This window comes from Chloracidobacterium sp. D (genome assembly GCF_018304685.1).
In the GTDB taxonomy this organism is placed as follows: Bacteria; Acidobacteriota; Blastocatellia; order Chloracidobacteriales; family Chloracidobacteriaceae; genus Chloracidobacterium; species Chloracidobacterium thermophilum.
The window spans coordinates 1166251-1185599 of the sequence record NZ_CP072634.1 but is presented as its reverse complement, the minus strand read 5'-3'; the positions used below and the strand labels follow the sequence as shown (position 1 = coordinate 1185599).

16 protein-coding genes, 2 tRNA genes and 1 other RNA gene are annotated in these 19349 nt (G+C 61.3%); 14 read left to right on the top strand and 5 right to left on the bottom strand.

What is annotated here, in order from left to right; all coding sequences use genetic code 11:
* The first annotated feature begins 14 nt into the window (after positions 1-14).
* The 8 genes from J8C01_RS04985 (at position 15) to J8C01_RS04950 (ending at position 7623) form a co-directional block, all read left to right on the top strand.
* The gene (locus J8C01_RS04985; protein WP_211432588.1) at positions 15-329 is read left to right on the top strand and encodes a PqqD family protein; all 315 of its coding nucleotides are present in this window, start codon (positions 15-17) and stop codon (positions 327-329) included.
* Positions 326-787: a lasso peptide biosynthesis B2 protein gene (locus tag J8C01_RS04980; protein WP_211432587.1), complete on the top strand. Its 462-nt coding sequence runs from the start codon at positions 326-328 to the stop codon at positions 785-787. The genes J8C01_RS04985 and J8C01_RS04980 overlap by 4 nt, the downstream gene beginning before the upstream one ends.
* A gap of 50 nt (positions 788-837) precedes the next feature.
* The gene (locus J8C01_RS04975) at positions 838-2613 is read left to right on the top strand and encodes an asparagine synthetase B family protein (protein ID WP_211432586.1); all 1776 of its coding nucleotides are present in this window, start codon (positions 838-840) and stop codon (positions 2611-2613) included.
* An 870-nt stretch (positions 2614-3483) separates the two neighbouring features.
* Positions 3484-4434 carry a phosphoenolpyruvate carboxykinase (ATP) gene (locus tag J8C01_RS04970; protein WP_211432585.1) on the top strand — a complete coding sequence of 317 codons (951 nt, stop codon included), beginning with the start codon at positions 3484-3486 and terminating at the stop codon, positions 4432-4434.
* Between the two features lie 99 nt (positions 4435-4533).
* Positions 4534-5268 (top strand): bifunctional phosphoribosyl-AMP cyclohydrolase/phosphoribosyl-ATP diphosphatase HisIE, encoded by a 735-nt coding sequence (gene hisIE / locus J8C01_RS04965; protein ID WP_211432584.1) that lies wholly within the window; start codon positions 4534-4536, stop codon positions 5266-5268.
* A 19-nt stretch (positions 5269-5287) separates the two neighbouring features.
* Positions 5288-6775: a chorismate-binding protein gene (locus tag J8C01_RS04960; protein ID WP_211432583.1), complete on the top strand. Its 1488-nt coding sequence runs from the start codon at positions 5288-5290 to the stop codon at positions 6773-6775.
* A 101-nt stretch (positions 6776-6876) separates the two neighbouring features.
* Positions 6877-7227: an ArsR/SmtB family transcription factor gene (locus J8C01_RS04955; RefSeq protein ID WP_211432582.1), complete on the top strand. Its 351-nt coding sequence runs from the start codon at positions 6877-6879 to the stop codon at positions 7225-7227.
* Positions 7228-7287: 60 nt separating this feature from the next.
* Positions 7288-7623 (top strand): hypothetical protein, encoded by a 336-nt coding sequence (locus J8C01_RS04950; protein ID WP_211432581.1) that lies wholly within the window; start codon positions 7288-7290, stop codon positions 7621-7623.
* 21 nt (positions 7624-7644) lie between these two features.
* Here J8C01_RS04950 and cpdA read toward each other — a convergent pair whose 3' ends face one another.
* On the bottom strand, positions 7645-8487 hold the full coding sequence (gene cpdA, locus J8C01_RS04945; protein ID WP_211432580.1) for a 3',5'-cyclic-AMP phosphodiesterase: 843 nt from the start codon (positions 8485-8487) through the stop codon (positions 7645-7647).
* Positions 8488-8673: 186 nt separating this feature from the next.
* Between cpdA and J8C01_RS04940 the strand changes: the two genes are divergently transcribed.
* The gene (locus J8C01_RS04940) at positions 8674-10062 is read left to right on the top strand and encodes a hypothetical protein (RefSeq protein ID WP_211432579.1); all 1389 of its coding nucleotides are present in this window, start codon (positions 8674-8676) and stop codon (positions 10060-10062) included.
* Here the strand turns inward: J8C01_RS04940 and dtd are convergent.
* The 3 genes from dtd to topA form a co-directional block, all read right to left on the bottom strand.
* On the bottom strand, positions 10039-10506 hold the full coding sequence (gene dtd, locus J8C01_RS04935) for a D-aminoacyl-tRNA deacylase (protein WP_211432578.1): 468 nt from the start codon (positions 10504-10506) through the stop codon (positions 10039-10041). The two genes, J8C01_RS04940 and dtd, sit on opposite strands and share 24 nt — an antisense overlap.
* A gap of 36 nt (positions 10507-10542) precedes the next feature.
* Positions 10543-11127, bottom strand: coding sequence for an LEA/WHy family protein (locus J8C01_RS04930; protein WP_211432577.1), 585 nt, complete (start codon positions 11125-11127; stop codon positions 10543-10545).
* A 75-nt stretch (positions 11128-11202) separates the two neighbouring features.
* A complete protein-coding gene (topA, locus tag J8C01_RS04925; RefSeq protein ID WP_211432576.1) occupies positions 11203-13734 on the bottom strand; it encodes a type I DNA topoisomerase in 2532 nt (843 codons plus the stop codon).
* Between the two features lie 382 nt (positions 13735-14116).
* Here topA and tadA point away from each other — a divergent pair, with 382 nt between their 5' ends.
* The 5 genes from tadA (at position 14117) to J8C01_RS04900 (ending at position 17879) form a co-directional block, all read left to right on the top strand.
* Complete coding sequence (gene tadA, locus J8C01_RS04920) at positions 14117-14578, top strand: tRNA adenosine(34) deaminase TadA (protein ID WP_014099502.1); 462 nt, start codon at positions 14117-14119, stop codon at positions 14576-14578.
* Positions 14579-14599: 21 nt separating this feature from the next.
* Positions 14600-14689: transfer RNA gene (locus tag J8C01_RS04915), tRNA-Ser, on the top strand.
* Positions 14690-14847: 158 nt separating this feature from the next.
* Positions 14848-14937 (top strand) — tRNA-Ser (locus J8C01_RS04910).
* Positions 14938-14980: 43 nt separating this feature from the next.
* An RNA gene (rnpB, locus tag J8C01_RS04905) (RNase P RNA component class A) lies at positions 14981-15417 on the top strand.
* 176 nt (positions 15418-15593) lie between these two features.
* The gene (locus tag J8C01_RS04900) at positions 15594-17879 is read left to right on the top strand and encodes a diguanylate cyclase (RefSeq protein WP_211432575.1); all 2286 of its coding nucleotides are present in this window, start codon (positions 15594-15596) and stop codon (positions 17877-17879) included.
* Between the two features lie 45 nt (positions 17880-17924).
* Here the strand turns inward: J8C01_RS04900 and xseA are convergent, their stop codons facing one another.
* A complete protein-coding gene (gene xseA, locus J8C01_RS04895; RefSeq protein WP_211432574.1) occupies positions 17925-19319 on the bottom strand; it encodes an exodeoxyribonuclease VII large subunit in 1395 nt (464 codons plus the stop codon).
* Positions 19320-19349 lie beyond the last annotated feature (30 nt).

Below are 19349 nucleotides of genomic sequence, written 5' to 3'. Positions count from 1 at the left end.
CGATGCTTTCTCTTATGAACCGAGCCCTGATTCCCAAGCATGTCATTGTGCGCTCTGTTGCGGATGAAGCCATCCTGCTCAATCTGACCACGGAGCATTACTACGGTCTGGACAGTGTGGCCTACAGCATGCTGCGGCAGGCCACGAGCTGCCCGACGTTGCAGGACGCTTTGGCGGCTCTGCTGGACGAATATGAAGTCGAACCGGAACGGCTCCAGCAGGATTTCAATGCCCTGCTGGAGCAGCTTCAGCAAGCCAATCTCATCGAGATTGTTCCGCCGGACACGGTTTCTTCAGATTCGACGCCAACAGCAGCCCCAATCTCATGAAACGTTGGCTGTACCGACTGCATATCTTCTGTCGCCTTCCATCGGAAGACCGGGTGAACCTGGTAACGGCCTGGCTTTTGTTGCTGAGCCTGCCTGGAGTGTGCCGCCTCGTCGGTGTACGCGCCTGCCTGCGGTGGATGCGGTGGATGGTCGGACGTCAGCCGCTGCCGGCATCATCCGCACCCTGTCTGGCGGATTGGGTTGATCACCAGGGAGTTTTGGTCAGTTGGGCCGCCCGGTATTGCCCCCAGTCGCCAACCTGCCTTATTCGTGCGCTTGTACTGTGGTTCCTGCTGGCGCGACGCGGCATCGTCTGTGACCTCCGGCTGGGCGTTGAAAAAGACGCCCGGACGTTTGAGGCCCACGCTTGGGTGGAATGGTGCGGCCAGCCGGTGATGGAATCTCCCGACGTACGGCAGCGCTACGCCGTCTTTGATACGCCTCTCAACGTCTTGTGAGCAGCTTTTTTGTCATCTTCCACCCTGACGGGCGGCCAGTTGCGCCACCGATGGTCGCGCGTTTGCTCCAGCGGTTGGCCTGGCGTGGGCCTGACGGTCAATCCCACTGGTACGAGGCACACGTGGCGCTGGGCTATGCCCATCTCCACGTGGATGACCTGACGCGCACCCCACCGCCACTGACCTTTGATGGGCAGGTGTGGCTGGCCGCCGACATCCGGCTGGATGCGCGCGAAGAGCTCTGCCGCACCATCCAGGCAGCCGGTGGAGAGGCCGACCAGGATATGCCGGATGCCAGACTGCTCTGGCAGGCGTACCGCCTCTGGGAACTGGACTGCCTGCGCCACCTTCAGGGCGACTTTGCCTTTGCCCTGTGGGATGCCCCGCGCCGGCGGCTGTTCTGCGCGCGTGACCCATTTGCCGTCAAGCCGCTCTACTACAGCCACCAGCCGGGGCTGTTCGTGGCCTCCAGTGACCTTGCGACCATCTGCGCCCACTCCGAAATTCCCGCCTCTCTTCCGTCCGACCTGGATGACTTTGCCGTTGCCGATTTTCTGATCGAAGGGATGAAGCTGGACGAAGACGGTACGTTTTACCGCAGTATCCGCCGCCTGCCACGGGCTACGGCGCTGTGTCTTGAAGGGGACGTACGGCGGCAGTGGCGGTACTGGGACTGGCCGACCGATGAGTGTCTCCGCTATGCCCGCACAAGGGATTACGTCGAGCACTTTCGGACGCTTCTGGAGCAGGCTGTGGCTGACCGGCTGCGCGCACCACGTGCGGCTGTTTTTCTCAGCGGCGGGCTGGATTCCAACGTGGTGACGGCCGCCGCGCGGCGCGCCAGCCCAACGACCGACCTGCACGCCTTCACCAATGTTTTCAGCAAACTCATTCCCGACCGTGAACGGCATTTCGCCGGTCTGGCCGCCCAGGGCCACGGCATCCCCATGACCTTCGTTGAGCAGGATAACTGGCAGCCGTATGCACCCCACCCAGCCGGTGCTCCCCCACCACCTGAGCCGGTTCACGAACCCTTCTGGAATGGTGTTATGGAGAGTTACCGTCAGGCGGGGAGCCACGCCCGCCTGATCCTGACCGGGCAGTGGGGCGATGAAGTCATGCTTCAGGAAACAGCGCCCTACCTGCGCGACCTCGTTGCCCGGCGGCAGTTTATCCGTCTGGGCAAGGCCCTTGTGGCGTACCTTGTGGCTGACGCCCGCAACAGCTTCTTTTCACTTCGGCGTCAGTTTGGACGGATACTTGGACGAAAACACCCAACCCAGTCCGGAATACCCCGCTGGCTGGCGACGGATTTTGTGACGCGCCTGCGCCAGGCTGGCTACTTTGAGCGCGCGCAACCCAGTCCACCACTGCACCCCTACCGCCAGCTCGTACCGCACATGCTGAGTCGGGTCCATATCGCCAATGACCACGAATACAGCGACATGGCTTTTACCGGCGCTCTGGTGGAAATGCGCTACCCATTGCTTGATCAGCGCATTATCAAATTTCTTCTGGCGGTGCCGACTGTGCCCCTTTGTCTGGACAAGTGGCTTTTTCGGGAACTGCTCAAGGACCGGCTCCCACGCGCTGTTGTCCGGCGCGCCAAGGCTCCTCTTTCTCAGTTTCCCGTCACCGGCTACATCAGGCGGCACGGCACAGGCTGGGCGCAACTTCCCCCGGAAGCCCATCACCATCTGGCTTGCTTTGTAAACATTGAAGCCTTGGCCGTCCCGCTTGTGTGGGATGCACAGCACGAAGCCAAATCTTTTGTTGACCTTAGCCCGCTGAGTCTATATAAGTGGTTGCATTCCAAGGTTGTATAAACTTTCCAAACCTGTTGTGTTTTCATTTTTCGGAGACTGACTTATGAAACCGCCATTGCTTTCACACAAACAAGTCACCAGTCGATCACAGGCCAGGCAACCCGGCAAGAAGGCATACCAGCCGCCGGTGCTTACAGATTATGGCGTACTCCTTGAGATCACCCAAGCTACCACGGGTACAGGCACTCGCGATCGGCTCACGGTGAGTGTCTCCCCGGATGGCACTGGCGCAGGTGGTTTATGGACGGCGACTGGCGACATCCCGCCCGGTCCCTTTTCTCCAGCCGGTGCCCCTTGGTTGAAGACAGAGCCGAACCGCCTTTTTGCCCCCAGGAAAGCCCCATGCCTCATTGGCAGGCATCTTGACATTCAGGGCAACCTGCAAAAGCCAAACCTGGGTGAGGTGTCTTTCTGTGACACTCTTTACTCTCCATCTGGCACTGAGGGCGTAAGCACGCCAAGTACGCTGGGTGCAACTTCCCCCACAAGCCCGCCATCACCTGGCTTGCTTCGTGAACGTCGAAGCCTTGGTTGTTCCTCTCGTGTGGGATGCACAGCACGAAGCCAAATCTTTTGTTGACCTCAGCCCGCTGAGCCTATACAAATGGTTGCAATCCAAGGTTGTATAAACTTTCCAAATCTATTGTGCTTTTGCCGTTTGGAGACTGGCTTATGAAACAGCCTTCACTGCTGCGCGAACAAACCACAAGTCCATCACAAGCCGGGCAACCCGGCAAAAAGGCATACCAGCCACCGATGCTCGCTGATTACGGGTCACTTGTTGAATGTACTTGGGCCGCTTTTGGCTCAACCCGGGCTGACCGGGTTGGCCCCCGCCCAAACCGTTTCTCACGGTGAGTGTCTCCCCGGATGGCACTGGCGCAGGTGGTTTATGGACAGCGACTGGCAACAACCCGCCTGGTCCCTTTCCTCCAGCCGGTGCACCTTGGTGAAGACACAGCCGACGGTTTCCTTGCCTTTGAGGAAAATCCCACGCCACCACGCCCCCCGGCGTGTGCACCGTGGTATCAGGGGCAAATTGTGGACGCCAGGCAAGGCCCCGAACTCGTTGCCTACCACGAGCCGGAAACCGGTCTGTTTCACTTTTGCTATAACGTCGGCACGGCTTTCACCTACGACCACCCTCAACGCCGTATCACGGCGCTCTGGTCACCGCCGCAGACGTTTGAGGATACCTGTACCTACCTGACCGGCCCCATCCTTGGTTTTGTTCTCCAGATTCAGCAGCGGGTGTGTCTGCACGCCAGCACAGTAGCCATAGGTGCCTCAGCCGTGGCCTTTGTGGGACCGAACGGTACCGGCAAATCCACCCTTGCGGCGGCGCTGCTCCGGCGCGGCGCGGAGATTATCGCCGAGGATGTCGCTGCTGTTGAACAGCAGACGGATGGCTTTGTGGTCCATCTGGGGCCGCGCGCCATCCGCTTGTGGGACCCTTCTGTCACGGCCCTTTACGGCCGCCCCGACGCACTTCCCTGCATCTCCAAACACTGGGAAAAACGCTACCTGCCTCTCGATACCCCTGAACAACCCCGGCCGGCACGGCTTACGGCCGTGTACCTCCTGGAGGTCGTTCCGGCGGAGGCTCCGGTCAGCAGTACGCAACTCCCTCCGATGCAGGCTGTGACAAAGCTCCTGCCCAACATCTATCCCGACTGGCTTCCCCTGCCGGAAGCGCGGGTTGCCATTCTGGATACGCTGGCCCAACTGGCCACAATCGTTCCCATCCGCCGCCTTTCCCTTCCAAACAGTTTCTGCCGACTGGACGAAGTCTGTGATTACGTCCTGGCACGCCATGGTTAGACGGTTGTTGCCCCGGTTTGCGACGGGAGTTGCCGGCAGGGTGTCAGGAGACCATTCAACTGTGCTACAACGCCGGTAACGTGTTGCCGTAACCAAGCCATGACGGAAGCGATTCGTTTCGATGCCAACGGCCTCGTGCCGGTCGTCATTCAGGATGCCACGACCAACGAGGTGCTCACCCTGGCCTACATGAATGCTGCCAGTTACCAACTCACCTGCGAAACCGGCGAGGTCTGGCTCTGGAGCCGCTCGCGGCAATCCCTGTGGCACAAGGGAGCCACGTCGGGCCACACCCAACGGGTCGTGGATATACGGCTGGATTGCGACGGCGATGCCCTCGTCGTCAAGGTCGAACCGCGTGGGCCGGCCTGTCACACCGGCGCCACGAGTTGTTTTTTCCAATCCATGCTTCCAGGCAGCGGTGCCGCCGCCACAACGGATGAAGTTCCGCCGGCAGCCCAAGCCCCTGACGGAACGACAGCCATTGCCCCGCCGGAAGTCAAGCTTGTCCCCCACAGCGCGCTCGAACTGGGTATTCTGCTCGATGAGCTGTACAGCCTGATCCGGGAACGCCAGGCAAAACGCCCGGAAGGCGCTTACACCACCTATCTGTTTACGGCCGGGCTGGACAAGATTCTCAAAAAGGTCGGCGAGGAAGCGGCCGAAACCATCATTGCCGCCAAAAATGAACCCCGCATGGAGTTGGCCGCTGAAATGGCCGACCTGCTCTATCACCTGCTCGTCCTGATGGTGGCGCGGGATGTGACACCCCACGACGTGGCCGAAATTCTGCGCAGCCGCGCCGGCAAACGCCGACCTCTTCCCACGGAGTAAGCCTCGGAGCGAGTCCACCGTGTCCACGCTGCAATTTCAGCCGGCAACATACGATGCCTTCCTGGCGCTGGCCCAGGAAGCAACCGTCGTTCCCGTGGCCGTGACCCTGCCGGCGGACGTTCACACACCGGTTGGGGTCTTTCTGAAAGTGGCCGGTCAATCCAGTGATGTCGGTCTGTTCGAGAATCAGCGCCTTGAACGCCATCTGCCACCCTACACGCTCATCGGTCTTGATCCGCGCTGGATCATCATCGGCCGGGACGGAAAGGTTGAGCTACGCACCCCACACGCCACGCTCGAACGCACGGAAACGCTGCTGCAAGCCGTCCGGCGGCGGCTTCGGGCCGACATCCTCGCCCCCCTGACGGATATACCGGCGCTGGCCAGCGCCACTTTCGGCTATCTGGCGCACGAAGCATCCCACCACCTTCACGGCGTACCACCCCGCATGCCGCCGACCGTGGAAGGCGTCCTTGCCGCTTTTGGCACGGTCATCGTGTTTGACCATGCCCACCAGCGCCTGCATATCGTTGTCAATGTCCCGACCGACGGACGGACTGAACGGCTCGAAGCCGACTACGCCGCCGCGCAACAGCGCCTCCAGTCCGTGGCGCAACAACTCGACGGCCCATTCCCGGCGTTACCGGCGCTGCCACGCCCAACGTCGCGTTCCATCGTCACCCCCATGACACCGGAGCAGTTCCGGCAGGCCGTTGAACACACGGAACAGTGCATTGCCGCCGGTGAGCTTCACGTGGCCACGCTGGCACAGCGCCTGGAACGTCCAACGGCCGCCCATCCCTTTTCGATCTACCGGCTGCTGCGGGCGACGCCCTCCCTGTTGGGCACGTTTTTCTTCTCTGCCGGCGGCACGGCCATTCTTGGCGGGATTGCCCACAATGTTGTTCAGGGACGTGGAGAAAGCCTCCGTGCCTATCTGGCGACCCACGAGCGCCCGGCCGGAAGTACCGAGGCCGAACTCTCCCTGGCGCTGGCTGAGCTGGCCAGCGACGAGTCGGCAACGGGTCAGCACATCGGTTTTGTGGATGCGCTTCGCAACGACCTCGGACAGATTGCCGGCTACGGCTCGCTGGAACTGGAAATTCTTGCCCAGGCGGAAGCCGCCCCCCAACAGGTGCGGCTCATTTCGACACTCCAGTCCCAACTCGCGTCGGGGCGTGATTATCTGGATGTTCTCGCCGCGCGCCTGCCCAGCGCCCAGTGGACCGGACTCCCCAAACGTCCGGCCCTGCGCCTGACGACGGCACTTGAACCCGTCCGGCGGCATCACTTCGGAAGCCAGTTCTGCCTGCTTGTCCCACAGGTGGAGCTGCTGGCCTGCGAAACCTGTCACGTCCTCGAAGTGACCAACCAGGTTGCGCGGTTCTATGCCTTTGCCGCCCTGACCGGCGATACCAACCTCAGCGAAGCCTTGGTCAAAGGGGCCAAAACAGCCCAGCACACCGCCGCCCTGCTGGAACAGGCTGAAGCCCAGACCGTGCACTGAATCCGGTGCTTCCCAACCGGCAGCAGCCGGCTTCCCGCTTGACGCTAAGGGGACTTTCAGATAAAACGTATAATCAAATGCTTATCTGTTAGCGGTAACGTATGGCCTCTCCCTGTAGCAACCAGCACCAACCAACCGAACGCGAAGTGCTCGCCGCCCCGCTGGCCTGGCGCGTTGCCGATATGTTCAAGGCGCTCGGCGATCCGACCCGGGTGAAAATCATCGCCCTGCTCGATGCCGGCGAAATGTGTGTCGGCGAAATGTGCCTGACGCTGGGGATGTCGCAGCCGGCCGTTTCAAGCCAACTCCGTTTGTTGCGTACGCTGGGGATTGTCTCCGTTCACCGCGAAGGCAAGCACGCCTACTACCGCCTGGCAGATGAACACGTCCGGCATCTGTTCCACCAGGGGCTGGCCCATGCGCGGCACGACATCATTCACGATGATGCGTAACGCATGAAGGCATCCGGCGGAACGGTCTCACCACCCTATCCACCTGAAAGGAGTCATCCAATGACGAGCTGCACAACCCACCCCGACCACACCCACACTCATGACGCCGCCTGCGGGCATACGCGCATCCAGCACGATGGCCACGTGGACTACCTCCACGATGGCCACCTGCACTTCCCACACGGCGACCACTACGACGAACACTGTATTGCGGTCAGCAGCACGAATCCCGATGGATGTGCGCCATACCCCACGGCGTGCGCACATGTCCACGGTCCGGGCTGCGGGCATGAGGCCATTCCGCACGGCGACCATGTGGATTACCTCGTGGACGGGCGGCTGCATCACGTCCACGATGGGCACTGTGACGATCACGGTCCTGTCACCGTGCTGTAACGACTGAAATCATCTGAACATCTAGTAGCCGGTTGCGTCAGGATCGGCGCAACCGGCAAAACTGCTGATCCGAAACACCTGGGTTTCCAGCCGGCCATCAGGATGGAGCCACAGCCGCCGGTAGCCTGGCGCTGACGGGTCAAGACCAAATTCGACCGTTTCCGGTTTGAACTGAATGCAGGTTGAAGGTGAGGCCATCAGCCGTACGCCCTGGCGCTCCAGGTCTATTGCCTGGTGAACATGCCCCCACAGTACGCCACGCACCTGCGGATGGCGGTCGAGAATGGCAAAAAAGGCAGGGGCATTGGCCAACCCGATGTCATCCATCCACCGGGCACTTGTCGCCACAGGGTTGTGATGCAGGCAGACCAGTGCCGGGCAATCGGCATGGGCGTGGAGTCCGGCATCGAGACGCGCCAACTCGCCTTCGGACAGAACGCCGCCAACTTCGCCGGAAACTGTCGAGTCGAGCAGAATTACGTACCACCCGCCCAAGATAACCTCGGTCTCCGGGCGCAGTGGTGCACGGGTCAGCGTTGCGCGCATCACCGCCGGTTCGTCGTGGTTGCCGGGCAACCAGTACACCGGCGGCGGGAACGGACAGGCGGCGGCAAAGCCGGAGAAGGCTTCGGCCAGGTGCGCGTAGGCCTGCGCCGTGCCGTCCTGCGCCAGGTCGCCCGTAGCCAGCACCATATCAGGTGGTTCGGCAGCCGCAGCGGCGAGAACAGCCGTCAGGGAATCATACGTCACCAGGCCGAGCAGGCGACCCGTACGCTGAGCAAACAGATGCGTGTCTGTGACGTGAAGGACATGCACCGGACGCTCGGCACCTCTGGAAGTGCCGTTTTGAGATGGTTTAGCCATGGCTTCTGCGTGTGATATGGCTTTGTGGTCGGCTTTCCGTTGACCTGAATGCTGACATGAAAAACCTTTCCCTGGCTGGCATACGCTGTGTTACATAACAGAATGCAACGCAATGTCCACAAACTTTCCCTGACGCCGAGGTAACCTGCCATGGGTAGGGCAGCCGCAACCCACCGGACATGCCTTGTGAAACAGTTGTTGCTTCCACTGGCACTTCTCCTCCTCTTTGGTGAACTCCTGACGGCCCAGGCCGATGTTGCCGTTGAACGGCAGGCAGCGCTTTATCCTGGCTACACCCTGTCCAGTACGACTTCCATGCGCACTCTGGCCGACCTCCGCCTCATGACAGCTCTGCCGAAAGGCGACACGCCGATAGTGATTGACGGGCTGCCGGAGTGGATGCGCGTCGGTGAGACACGGACGGTGACGTTTCGTTTTGCCGGCGATGGCGTCTCGGCACGACTGGCCGGCGCGGTGGCCTTTGAATCCCATCCGGTACGGGATGCCATTTACTACTCGGCCGGGCGCATCTTGGCTGATCGCAGCCGCCTGTCGGCCGTCCTCGACATTGATGTGCTTCCGAGTCCGACCCCACATGAAGTCGTCTGGCGGGTGACAGCGCGCCACGCCGGGATGGCCGGAGTTCTGGCGGTCTGCGCCAACCGCACACCGGAAGGCGAAGTCGTTTCCCAGGTTGCGGCCATCCGCGTCCTGGACGCCACCGCCGCCGGCAGCCTGCCGCCATCCAGCGTCAAAGCCGAGCCGCCGCCGGCGTTTTTGCCCCTGTACGTCGGCGAACGGATGACCTGGAGTGGTTTTGCCCAGTCCCTTGCGGGACGGCTGCCGGTCTTTGATTTCGCCGTTCTTAGTCTGGATTCAGGCTGTATCCAAGGCAGTTTTTCCAACAGTACCCTGGTAATACAGGGCAACGCGGTTGGGCGCGCACTGTTGGTCGGCGCGCTTGGCGACGAACAGGCCTGGAAGCCATTTGTGACCACCGTCGAGGTTTCAGCAGGCCCGACAGCCACCGAGCCGCGTCTGCGCGGCTTCGTCAACAACTTCGTCACGCTCAAGAACCGGCGCGTCATGGTGCTGGGCGACCATCTGGAACGGGCCTCACAGGTTTCGCTGCTCGCCGAAGACGGAACTTTTCTGAGCCTTCCCTTCCGTGCCTGGTCGGGGCGGCTGGGGCTGTTTGAGTTACCGCCGCGCGTGGGACGCTACACCGTCTGGTTGTCCGATGAGCAGGGGCAGCAGCTTACCGATACGCACACCGTGGTTTGCCACAATATCCAAGTCACCAACGTGGCGCGGGTTCACCTGCCCGGCCGGTCATCTGTACCGACGGTCGGGTTGTTTGTACGCGGTCAGGGGCTGGGTGATACTCCAACCCTCATCGTCAACGGCATTGAGACACAGGCCAGCGTCAAGAAGTCTCTCCGTGGGTTGTTCAACCAGCGGGTGTACTTCCGGCTTCCGGCGGAAGTCCTGCGCGAGCGTTACGTCAGCGTCCAGGTGATGAACCCGGACGGGTATGTTTCAGACACGTACTTACTCGACCTCCGCGCCGACTGATATTCCGCCCCGCTCCAGAATGAGTGTCACCGGGCCGTCGTTGTGGATTTCGACCTGCATCATGGCGCCAAAAACACCCGTCTCGACCGGAATGCCCAGCAGCCGGAGGGCGTCGGCATAGCGCGTCACGAGTGGTTCAGCGGTCTCCGGGGGAGCCGCGGCGGTAAATGAAGGGCGGCGGCCCTTGCGCGCATCGCCGTAGAGGGTGAACTGGGAAACCACCAGCGCCTCGCCACCGATGTCGAGCAGCGAGCGGTTCATCTTCCCGTTTTCATCCTCAAAAATGCGCAGATTGGCTGTTTTTTCGGCCAGCCAGTCGGCATCGGCGGTGGTATCCCGGTGTGTGATGCCGACGAGAATGCACAAACCGCGACCGCAGCGCCCAACGAGTTTCCCTCCGACGGTCACGGAAGCCTGGGTCACACGTTGGATGACAAGCCGCATGGCAAACCGGTTATTGAGATGGCGCGGACAAGTACGCTATGGAAGTGACAGTTTTTCCAGGATTTCGCGCAGGGGCAATCGTCCGGTGAGCTTGGCCTTGATCTGGCGTTTGAAGAGCCAGAGCACACTTACCTCAAAGGCAACGTGGATGACGTAGTTGATGAAAACGCCCTCGCCCAGGCGGGTCTGCAACAGGGTGTTGATCCCAAGGTGCGGCACCGAGGAAAGATCGGCGGTTATCGGCAATGACAGGGCCAGGGCAGCCTTTTTGGGTAGCGTCAGCTTCTCGGGATGCTCGCCTGTCCCACACTCGACGCCATTGAGCACAATCCGGTAGGTCAGTTTGCTCAGGGTGAGCGCCTGGTTGGGATTGTCAATCGTGACGCGGGCCAGCACATCGGCAAGCGGATAGTCCACCTGCTGGACTTCGAGTTCGTCGAGCGTCAGGGTCGGCTCACGAAAGCCTTTGGGCAGCTTCCCTTCATCGGTCGCGGGAAGGACGCCGGCTTCAGCCAGACCTGTGTTGGGCAGACCGGCGGCCAGCAGCCCAAAGACACCGCCACAGGCACCGGATGTGGCATACCGAAGAAATTGTCGTCGCCGCAGCCCCTGACCTCGCATGGCAACACGTTGTAGGACAACTCCCGAAGCCAAGGCAACCAAATCACACAACCGCCCAGAACCCGGCAACGTCTGCTACGCGGCCTCAGAGGCAGACGGGTTTTTGGATGCCGGCAGCGTGTCTTTTTTCTTTCGCTTCTCCGCCGGGAGTTCCGTCCAGCCGCAATGTTCCTTGTCGGCGCAGTAATGGTACGTCTCCCCCTGGGCATTCGTTTTCTGGAGGGTAAAGGGCGCCCCGCAGCTTGGGCAGGGGTGAGTTACCGGCTTGTCCCAATAGACCACATCACAGGCCGTATTGGTGCACTTGTAGAACACCCGGCCACGCCCGGACCGGCGTTCGGTGATGTCGCCGCCGCAGCCCGGCCGCGGACAGGGCATGATGGCTTCACGCTTGATATACGTGCATTTCGGATAGTTTGAGCAGCCGATGAACTCGCCGTAGCGTCCCTGCCGGACGGCCAGTGGCTGGCCACAGGTTGGACAGGCTTCGTCAAGCTGGACAGGGGCAGGCTTGGGAGCGCCGGTCCTGGTCAGATTGCGGGTCGTTTTGCACTCCGGGTAGCCCGTGCAGGCGAGAAACTCGCCCCAGCGTCCACGCTTGCGTACCATCGGACGCCCGCAGGCGTCACAGGCGATCTCCCCAACAGCTTCAGTGGCCGTGCCAGGGTCCGACGTAGCCGTTGGCAGCGTCCCGTAGTCCCGGGTTGCCCTGCACTCCAAGTTGGTACAGGCCAGATACTTTCCAAAGCGCCCCAGCTTGAGCACCATGGCCGCCCCGCATTTGTGGCAGCGTTCGTCCGTAGCCACCCCTTCCTTGGCTTTTTTGAGGTTGGCCTTGGCAGCTTCCAGGTCAGCACGAAACTTCCGGTAAAACTCTTCGAGTGCTTCCCGCCAGTTGAGTTTGCCTTCCTCGATTTCGTCGAGCTGTGTCTCCAGCACCGCTGTATAGCCCGGGTCAAAAAGGTCGGCGAAATTTTCCGTGAGGACATCGGCAATCACCATCCCAAGGGGCGTAGGATGAAACCGCCCGTCACGTTTCTCGACGTAGTTGCGGGCCTGAATGACCGACAGCGTTTGGGCATAGGTCGAGGGTCGCCCGATGCCCCGCTCCTCAAGGGTTTTGACCAGCGTGGCTTCCGTGTAGCGGGCCGGTGGACGGGTAAAACTTTGATTGACCTGGAGTTCACGACACTCGACGCGCTCCCCGGCGGCAACCTGTGGCAGTTTGCGCGCCAGAGCTTCGTCATCAGCATCGAGTTCGTCCTTCCCTTCCTCATAGACTGCCAGAAAACCGTCGAAACGGAGCACCGCCCCGGTCGCCCGGAAGACAAAGCCCGGCCCGCCTTCGATGTCAATCGTCGTAGCGTCAAAGAGGGCCGGCGTCATCTGGGAGGCCACGAAACGCTGCCAGATCAGCCGGTACAGAGCCAGTTCATCAGCCTCAAGGTAAGGGGCAACCTTTTCGGGCGTGCGCCAGACCGATGTCGGACGAATGGCCTCGTGGGCATCCTGGGCGCCCTTCTTGTTTTTGTACTGGTTGGGCTTGGCGGGCAGCCGATTGGCACCGTACTGCGCTGCAATGAAGTCGCGCACTTCGGCTATGGCGGAATCGGCAATCCGGGTTGAATCCGTCCGCATGTAGGTAATCAGCCCGACGCTGCCTTCAGCCCCCAGCTCGATGCCTTCGTAGAGCTTTTGCGCCAGCGACATGGTTTTCTTGACGGGAAAAGAAAGCTTCCGGGACGCTTCCTGCTGAAGGGTCGAAGTGATGAAGGGCGCAACCGGATGGCGTTTCTTCTCCCTGGTCGTCACCGCGGCCACACGCCATTCCGCAACTTCACGGAGCTGGCGTTCAAGGTCACGGGCTTCGGCTTCGGTACGGACGTGGCGCTCGTTCCTGCGCTGTTTGTCAAAGTCGCCGGTTTTGAGCGTTTCGCCATGAATGGAAAACAACTTGGCCGTAAACTCCGGCGGAAGTGCGGCGGCGAAACGGGCATCAAAGGTCCAGTATTCGGTTGGTTGAAAAGCCAGAATCTCGCGCTCGCGCTCAACGACAAGACGCAGAGCCACGGATTGTACCCGTCCGGCCGAGAGCGCAACCTTGCCGCCGCCAAGCCCACGGTTGAGCATGGGGCTGACTTCATAGCCCACAAGGCGGTCAAGCACACGCCGCGCCTGCTGGGCTTCCACCAGTGCCTGGTTGATTTGCCGTGGCGACTGCAATGAAGCCTGAATGGCATCCTTGGTGATTTCGTTGAACAACAGGCGATAGACCGGCTTTTGTTCCTTGTCGCCCACCAACTCTTCGCGCAGGTGCTGACAGATGGCTTCCCCTTCGCGGTCGGGGTCGGCCGCCAGGTAGATGGACTCCGCTTTCCGGGCGGCAGACTTCAGCTCCCGTACGGTCTTGGAGTTGTTGCGCTTTTTCGTGTCGGGAATGATCTCGTAGGTCGGCTCGAAACCATGCTCGACATCCACACCAAGTTCCTTTTCGGGCAGGTCCTTGATGTGACCATACGAGGCCAGCACAGTAAAGTCCTTGCCAAGATACTTCGTAATCGTTTTGGCCTTTGCCGGAGACTCAACAATGACCAATCCTTTTGTCATGACGCTTGACCTAAACCAAGGGGTTCCGCTGTGGCTTCTGGGGACTATCCAAACGTCCGTGGCGGGAAAAAGCGCGATTGTGAGCATCACGCCGCTATTTGGCAAGACGCATCTGGTCAAAGCCCGCCAAGCGGTCTGTTGGATGCCCTGCACTGTCATAAGTAGTCTGCACTGCTGACTTGTCAAGCAGCCGAGTCAGAATGTTACCAGCCACGGTCTGCCCTGGGAGGTTTCAGAATCAGTTCGGACTGGCCGCCCTCAAACCAGCAGAAAGCCTTGGCGCGGGTGAAGGCGGAAGATTGACGCTTCAGTGTGACCTGATTAGACTTTTACAGAATGACTCGCTGCCAGGCGGCGGGCAAGGCAGACAGCCGTGGAAACAATGAACGATGAGAGCTGGATGCGTTTGGCCCTGGAGGCTGCCGGCACTTGCCTCGAAGTGGATGAAGTCCCGGTTGGGGCTGTGGTCGTCATCAACGGCCAGCTTGTCGCCCAGGCGGGCAACCGCGTGCGTACCGACTGTGACCCGACGGCTCACGCTGAAATCATCGCCCTGCGCGCGGCAGCCCGGCAGGTGGGCAATTACCGCTTGACCGAGGCGACGCTCTATGTGACGCTCGAACCGTGCGCAATGTGCGCCGGGGCGCTCGTGCAGGCCCGAATTCAGCGTCTCGTTTTTGGGGCCGCCGACCCCAAGGCCGGTGCGGTTGTGAGCCACTTCGGACTGTGTACGGCGAGCGTCCTCAACCACCGCCTGCTGGTGACGGGTGGGGTTCTGGCTGAAGCGTGTGGCGATCTGCTCCGTGATTTTTTTCGGCAGCGCCGCAACCTGACCACAGAGTGAAGGGTGGTTTTGAAAAGTTTTGGTGAGGTGCGAGAGTGGCTGAATCGGTCGGTCTCGAAAACCGATGTACGGGCAACTGTACCGTGGGTTCGAATCCCACCCTCACCGCCAGTTTGGCCGGGCCGGCTGGGTAGGGCGGCCGGTCAGGGCCTGTGAAAGCCGGCCAGCGGGTTTGGCCACTGCGTTTTGGCCACTGCGTTTTGGAATGGCCGGTGGGTGGATACGCGGAAATCCGGGTGAGTTCCGCTTTGGCGGCGGGGTTCGTTGTCGGAGGGGTGGCCGAGTGGCTGAAGGCGCAGCATTGGAAATGCTGTATACGGGAAACTGTATCGAGGGTTCGAATCCCTCCTCCTCCGCCAGTCTTCTGAGGATACCTTCCGGTTTCCGCCTTTTGTGACCTTGGGAGCGGATGGGACGGTCGCTGCCTGCTGGTCGTGACAACCGGCCGGCAGGGAGAGGAAAGTCCGAACACCGTAGAGCAGCGAGCCGGCTAACGGCCGGGCGCGTCCGAAGCGTCGGCTACGACCTGTCGGGCGCGACGACAAGTGCAACAGAGAACAGACAGCCTGACTTACACGCCCTTCGGGGTGTGCGAGTGGCGATGGTGAAACGGTGCGGTAAAGGCGCACCAGCGAGCGTGGTAACACGTTCGGCTAGGCAAACTCCTCGCGGTGCAAGACCAAATATGGAGGTGTCTGAGGGCTGCTCGTCCAAGTCCTGCTCCGGCAGGCACATCTCCGGGTAGGTCGCTTGAGCTGCCGGGTAACCGGCAGCCTAGATGAATGACCGTCGCCGTCCCCGTGACGGAACAGAATTCGGCTTACACATCCGTTCCCAATCAATGCCCGGCACGGTCGTCACCGACCGTGCCGGGCTGTTTGTGCCGGTCTTACCCGTCACCGCTCCTGACAGTATCGAGCAAAAGGCTGTACCCGCGCGATGACTTCGCCTACACTAGGTCTGCGCTCTGTCATCACCCACAGCCCGGTTCACCTTTGCTTCCTCGGTTGTCCTCATGCCCGCGCCTGCCACCATTCAGATGTCGCGTGTGGAGTTCAAGAAGCAGCTCCTGTTCGTGACTTCCCCGACCATGGCCGGACAGGAAATCGAAGCTCTGCTTCAGCGGAGTCGCACCCTGCAACTCACCGTAGCCGCCGATGGTACTTCCCTCATTGCGCTGATGGCTGAATATGAGTTCGATGTCGTCCTGCTGGCTCTCGAAGACGATCCCGTCACCTGGGGGCATCTGGCCTACATCCATCAGGTCAATCCCAAACTCCCCATCATCGGATGCCTCTCCAACGAGGACACAGCGCTGGCGGCCAAGGCCAAAGCCGAAGGGGTCACGCTGGTGCTGGCACCACCACTGACCGGCGAACGTCTGCGCCGGGCCATTGCCCGCGCCGAACGGGCGACCGAAGTTGTGCCGTCTCCGCTTTCCGCGCAAACCCTGCACGAAATTGCGCTCAATCTCCATGCCAGTCTCGATCTTGACGAACTGGTGGAGACTGCCTTCCGTACCCTGTTCCACCTGACCCCCTGCATCACCGGTCGGCTCCTCATCACTGGCGAAGGCGGAAGCTTCGGATATGAAAGCAGCCTGTCCCCCCAAGGCGAGCCGGTTATCCAGAAAATGTCCTCCGAGGCCGCCGCCATCGAACTGGCCAACCTGCCGGAAGCCCCGGACACGCTAACCCATGTGGACGGACATCAACTCCACCTTCAGTTGCGGCACGGGTCACAGCGCAGCGGCGTCGCCATTCTCGGCTATCCACGGCGCATCAAACTGACCGATGTCGAAATCGAGGGGCTGGGGCTGCTGTCGCGTCACCTCGACCATGCCTTCCGCAATGCCCTTCAGTACCGTGCCGTCCAACGCAAGCGGGAGCAGGTCTTTCTTATCAACGAAGTGACGCGCCAGATGGCGCGCAGCCTCGACCTGGAAACGGTCATTGCCGACATCGTCGAACACCTGCAACGCTACATGGAGTGCGAGGTCGTGGCGATTTATACCCCACACATGACTGGCCCTCAGGGAGAGAACTTCCACATCGCCTCGACACTTGCCAACCGCACCAGCGTCATCGCTACGACGCTGCAACGCGACTCCGGTCTCATCCGGGAAACCATGGAAGGTGGCGAGACGATTCTGTGCCGGGACCTGCGGCAGTTGCCCGAATGGCGCGGACACTCCACCCTGTCGCGCTCCAAAATCGCAACGCCGATCTGGCTCGATGGCACGATTGAGGGCGTGCTGGAGTTTGAAAGCGTCCGTCCGGGGGCGTTCGACGACGATGACTGCGCCATTGCGGAAGACCTGGCGCTGCAAGTGTCCGTCGCCATTCGCAACACCCGGCTGTATCGCAACGCCCAGGCCGAACATGAATACCTGCAAACCGTTCTGGATGTTGCTGTGGATACGGCCATCATCTCCACTGACCCGGCCGGCAACATTGTGACCTTCAGCCGTGGCGCCGAAATGATGTTCGGCTACGACGACAAGGAAGTTGTCGGTACGCCCATTCTGCCCCTGTTCCAGGATTCCAGCCTCTTCACAAGCATTGAGAAGCTTCTGGCCGGGCAGCAGGTGCACTTCGGCGGGACAGACGTTGCCCTCAAGCGTCGTCACGGCGGCACGTTCTATGCCAGCCTGTCGGTCCATCCCCTCCGCGCCAAACGCAGCGAGGGCTTTCTGTTCGTCTTGACCGATGTCACCGAGCGCCGCGCCCAACAGGAACAACTCCTCAAACTGAGCATTACGGACGAACTGACCGGGCTGTACAACAAACGCTACTACCAGGACCTGCTGCCGCGCGAGATTGCGCGCGCGCAGCGCCGGGATTCCACCTTCGCTCTGTGTTACTTCGACCTGGACGGCTTCAAACGCTTCAACGACACCCGTGGCCACGTCGCCGGCGATGAACTGCTCCGATGGGTAGGCGAGCTGGTCCGTTCCGTCATCCGCCGGCAGGTGGACCTGCCTTTCCGCTACGGCGGTGACGAATTCGTGCTTATTCTGCCCGAAACACCGGCTGAAGCCGCACGGCGCGTCGGTGAACGGATTTGTGAAGGCGTCTATCAGCGCTTCAACGGCGAAGTGACTGTCAGCTTTGGGATCGTCGAGTACGCCGGCGAATCTGCCGAAGAACTGACCATCCGTGCCGACAAGATGATGTATGCCGCCAAACGGGCTGGCGGCAACCGCGTCACCACTTACACGAGCGGCGAATGGCGCTTTCAGAGCGGGAGCTGGCCGGCCGCCCCAGCAACGAACAGCGAGCAGCCAACTTCCTACGAGTAAGTCAGCGAGTAAGCCAGCCGAAATAAGCCAGCCGAAGCAAGCCGGCTACGAATGCGGCGGCGGGTCCGGCTTCGCTTCCGGCTCTGGAAGCACCTGCGCGACCCGCCCCAGCAGCCGGCCGTCGGACAACCGGATCACGATGTCCTGCCCCGGTACGGCGTCCTCCGTAGTGCGGATAAGCCGCCCGTCAGGATGCTGTACCAGGGCGTACCCCCGCGCCAGCACCCGCAGCGGAGACAAGGTATTGAGACGGGTCAGCGCCTGCGCCAGCCGGTTCTGGGCCACTGCCGCCTGCGCCTGCACGCCCGCGATCAACTTCGCCGTCAGTTCCGACACGCGCCGCTCGTGGAGTTGCAGGTATGGTCGCCACGGGTAGTGCCGGAGACGGTTGCCGGCCCGCTCGAGACGCCAACCAGCAAGCCGAAGTCGGTTCTGTACAGCCGATTGCGCCGCCAGGGTCAGTTCGTCACAGGTCTGCAACGCATCGCGCAGGCGCGCCTGCGTGTCATCAAAGACCGGATGCCGCGCCAGCGTCTCCAATGCCTGCCGCTCACGCAGCAACCGGATGTGCATCACTTTGGTCAATGTGGACGCCATGGACCCGACTTCGGCGAGAAGGTCAGCGCGGCGTGCCGTAACCATCTCTGCTGCCGCCGACGGCGTTGGGGCGCGCAGATCAGCCACAAAATCCGCGATCGTGAAATCTATCTCGTGTCCGACGGCAGAAATAACGGGGATCGTGGAGTCGGCAATCGCACGGGCGACCTCTTCGGTGTTGAATGCCCACAGCGCTTCGGCGCTGCCGCCACCGCGTCCCACAATGAGAACGTCCACGGGAAAATCCGGGTCCGGGTTCTCGCTGAACCAGCGAATGCCGGCCGCCACACTCGCAGCCGCTTCAGCCCCCTCGACCTGCGCGGGATAGAGCAGAACACTCACACCATCGTTCCGGCGGCGGAGTACATTGAGGATGTCCTGAATCGCCGCCCCGGTCGGCGAGGTCACAATCCCGATGCGACGCGGGACAAGGGGCAGGGGACGCTTGCGCTCCGGTGCAAGCAGTCCCTCTGCCGCCAGTTTGGCCTTGAGCTGCTCGAAGGCCAACTGTTGCTCGCCCACTCCCACCGGCGCCATGGCTTCGACCGTCAGTTGGTACTCCCCCTTGGGTGCATAGACGGTCACTTTTCCCCGGCACACCACCTGCTGGCCGTTGCGCGGGCGGAAGCGAATCCGGTAGTTCGTCCCCTTCCAACAGGCACAGCGGATTTGGGACTGTGCATCCTTGAGCGTGAAATACCAGTGCCCGGAGGTGTGGGCCACGAAGTTGGAAAGCTCGCCTTCGACGATAACTTCCCGAAACTCCCCTTCGAGCTGTCGCCGAATCTGGGCTGTCAGCGCCGAAACCGTCAGTCGCGGAGGTGCTTCCGGTGCTTCCCACATCACACACCCGCCAGGGCTTGCCGTTGCCAA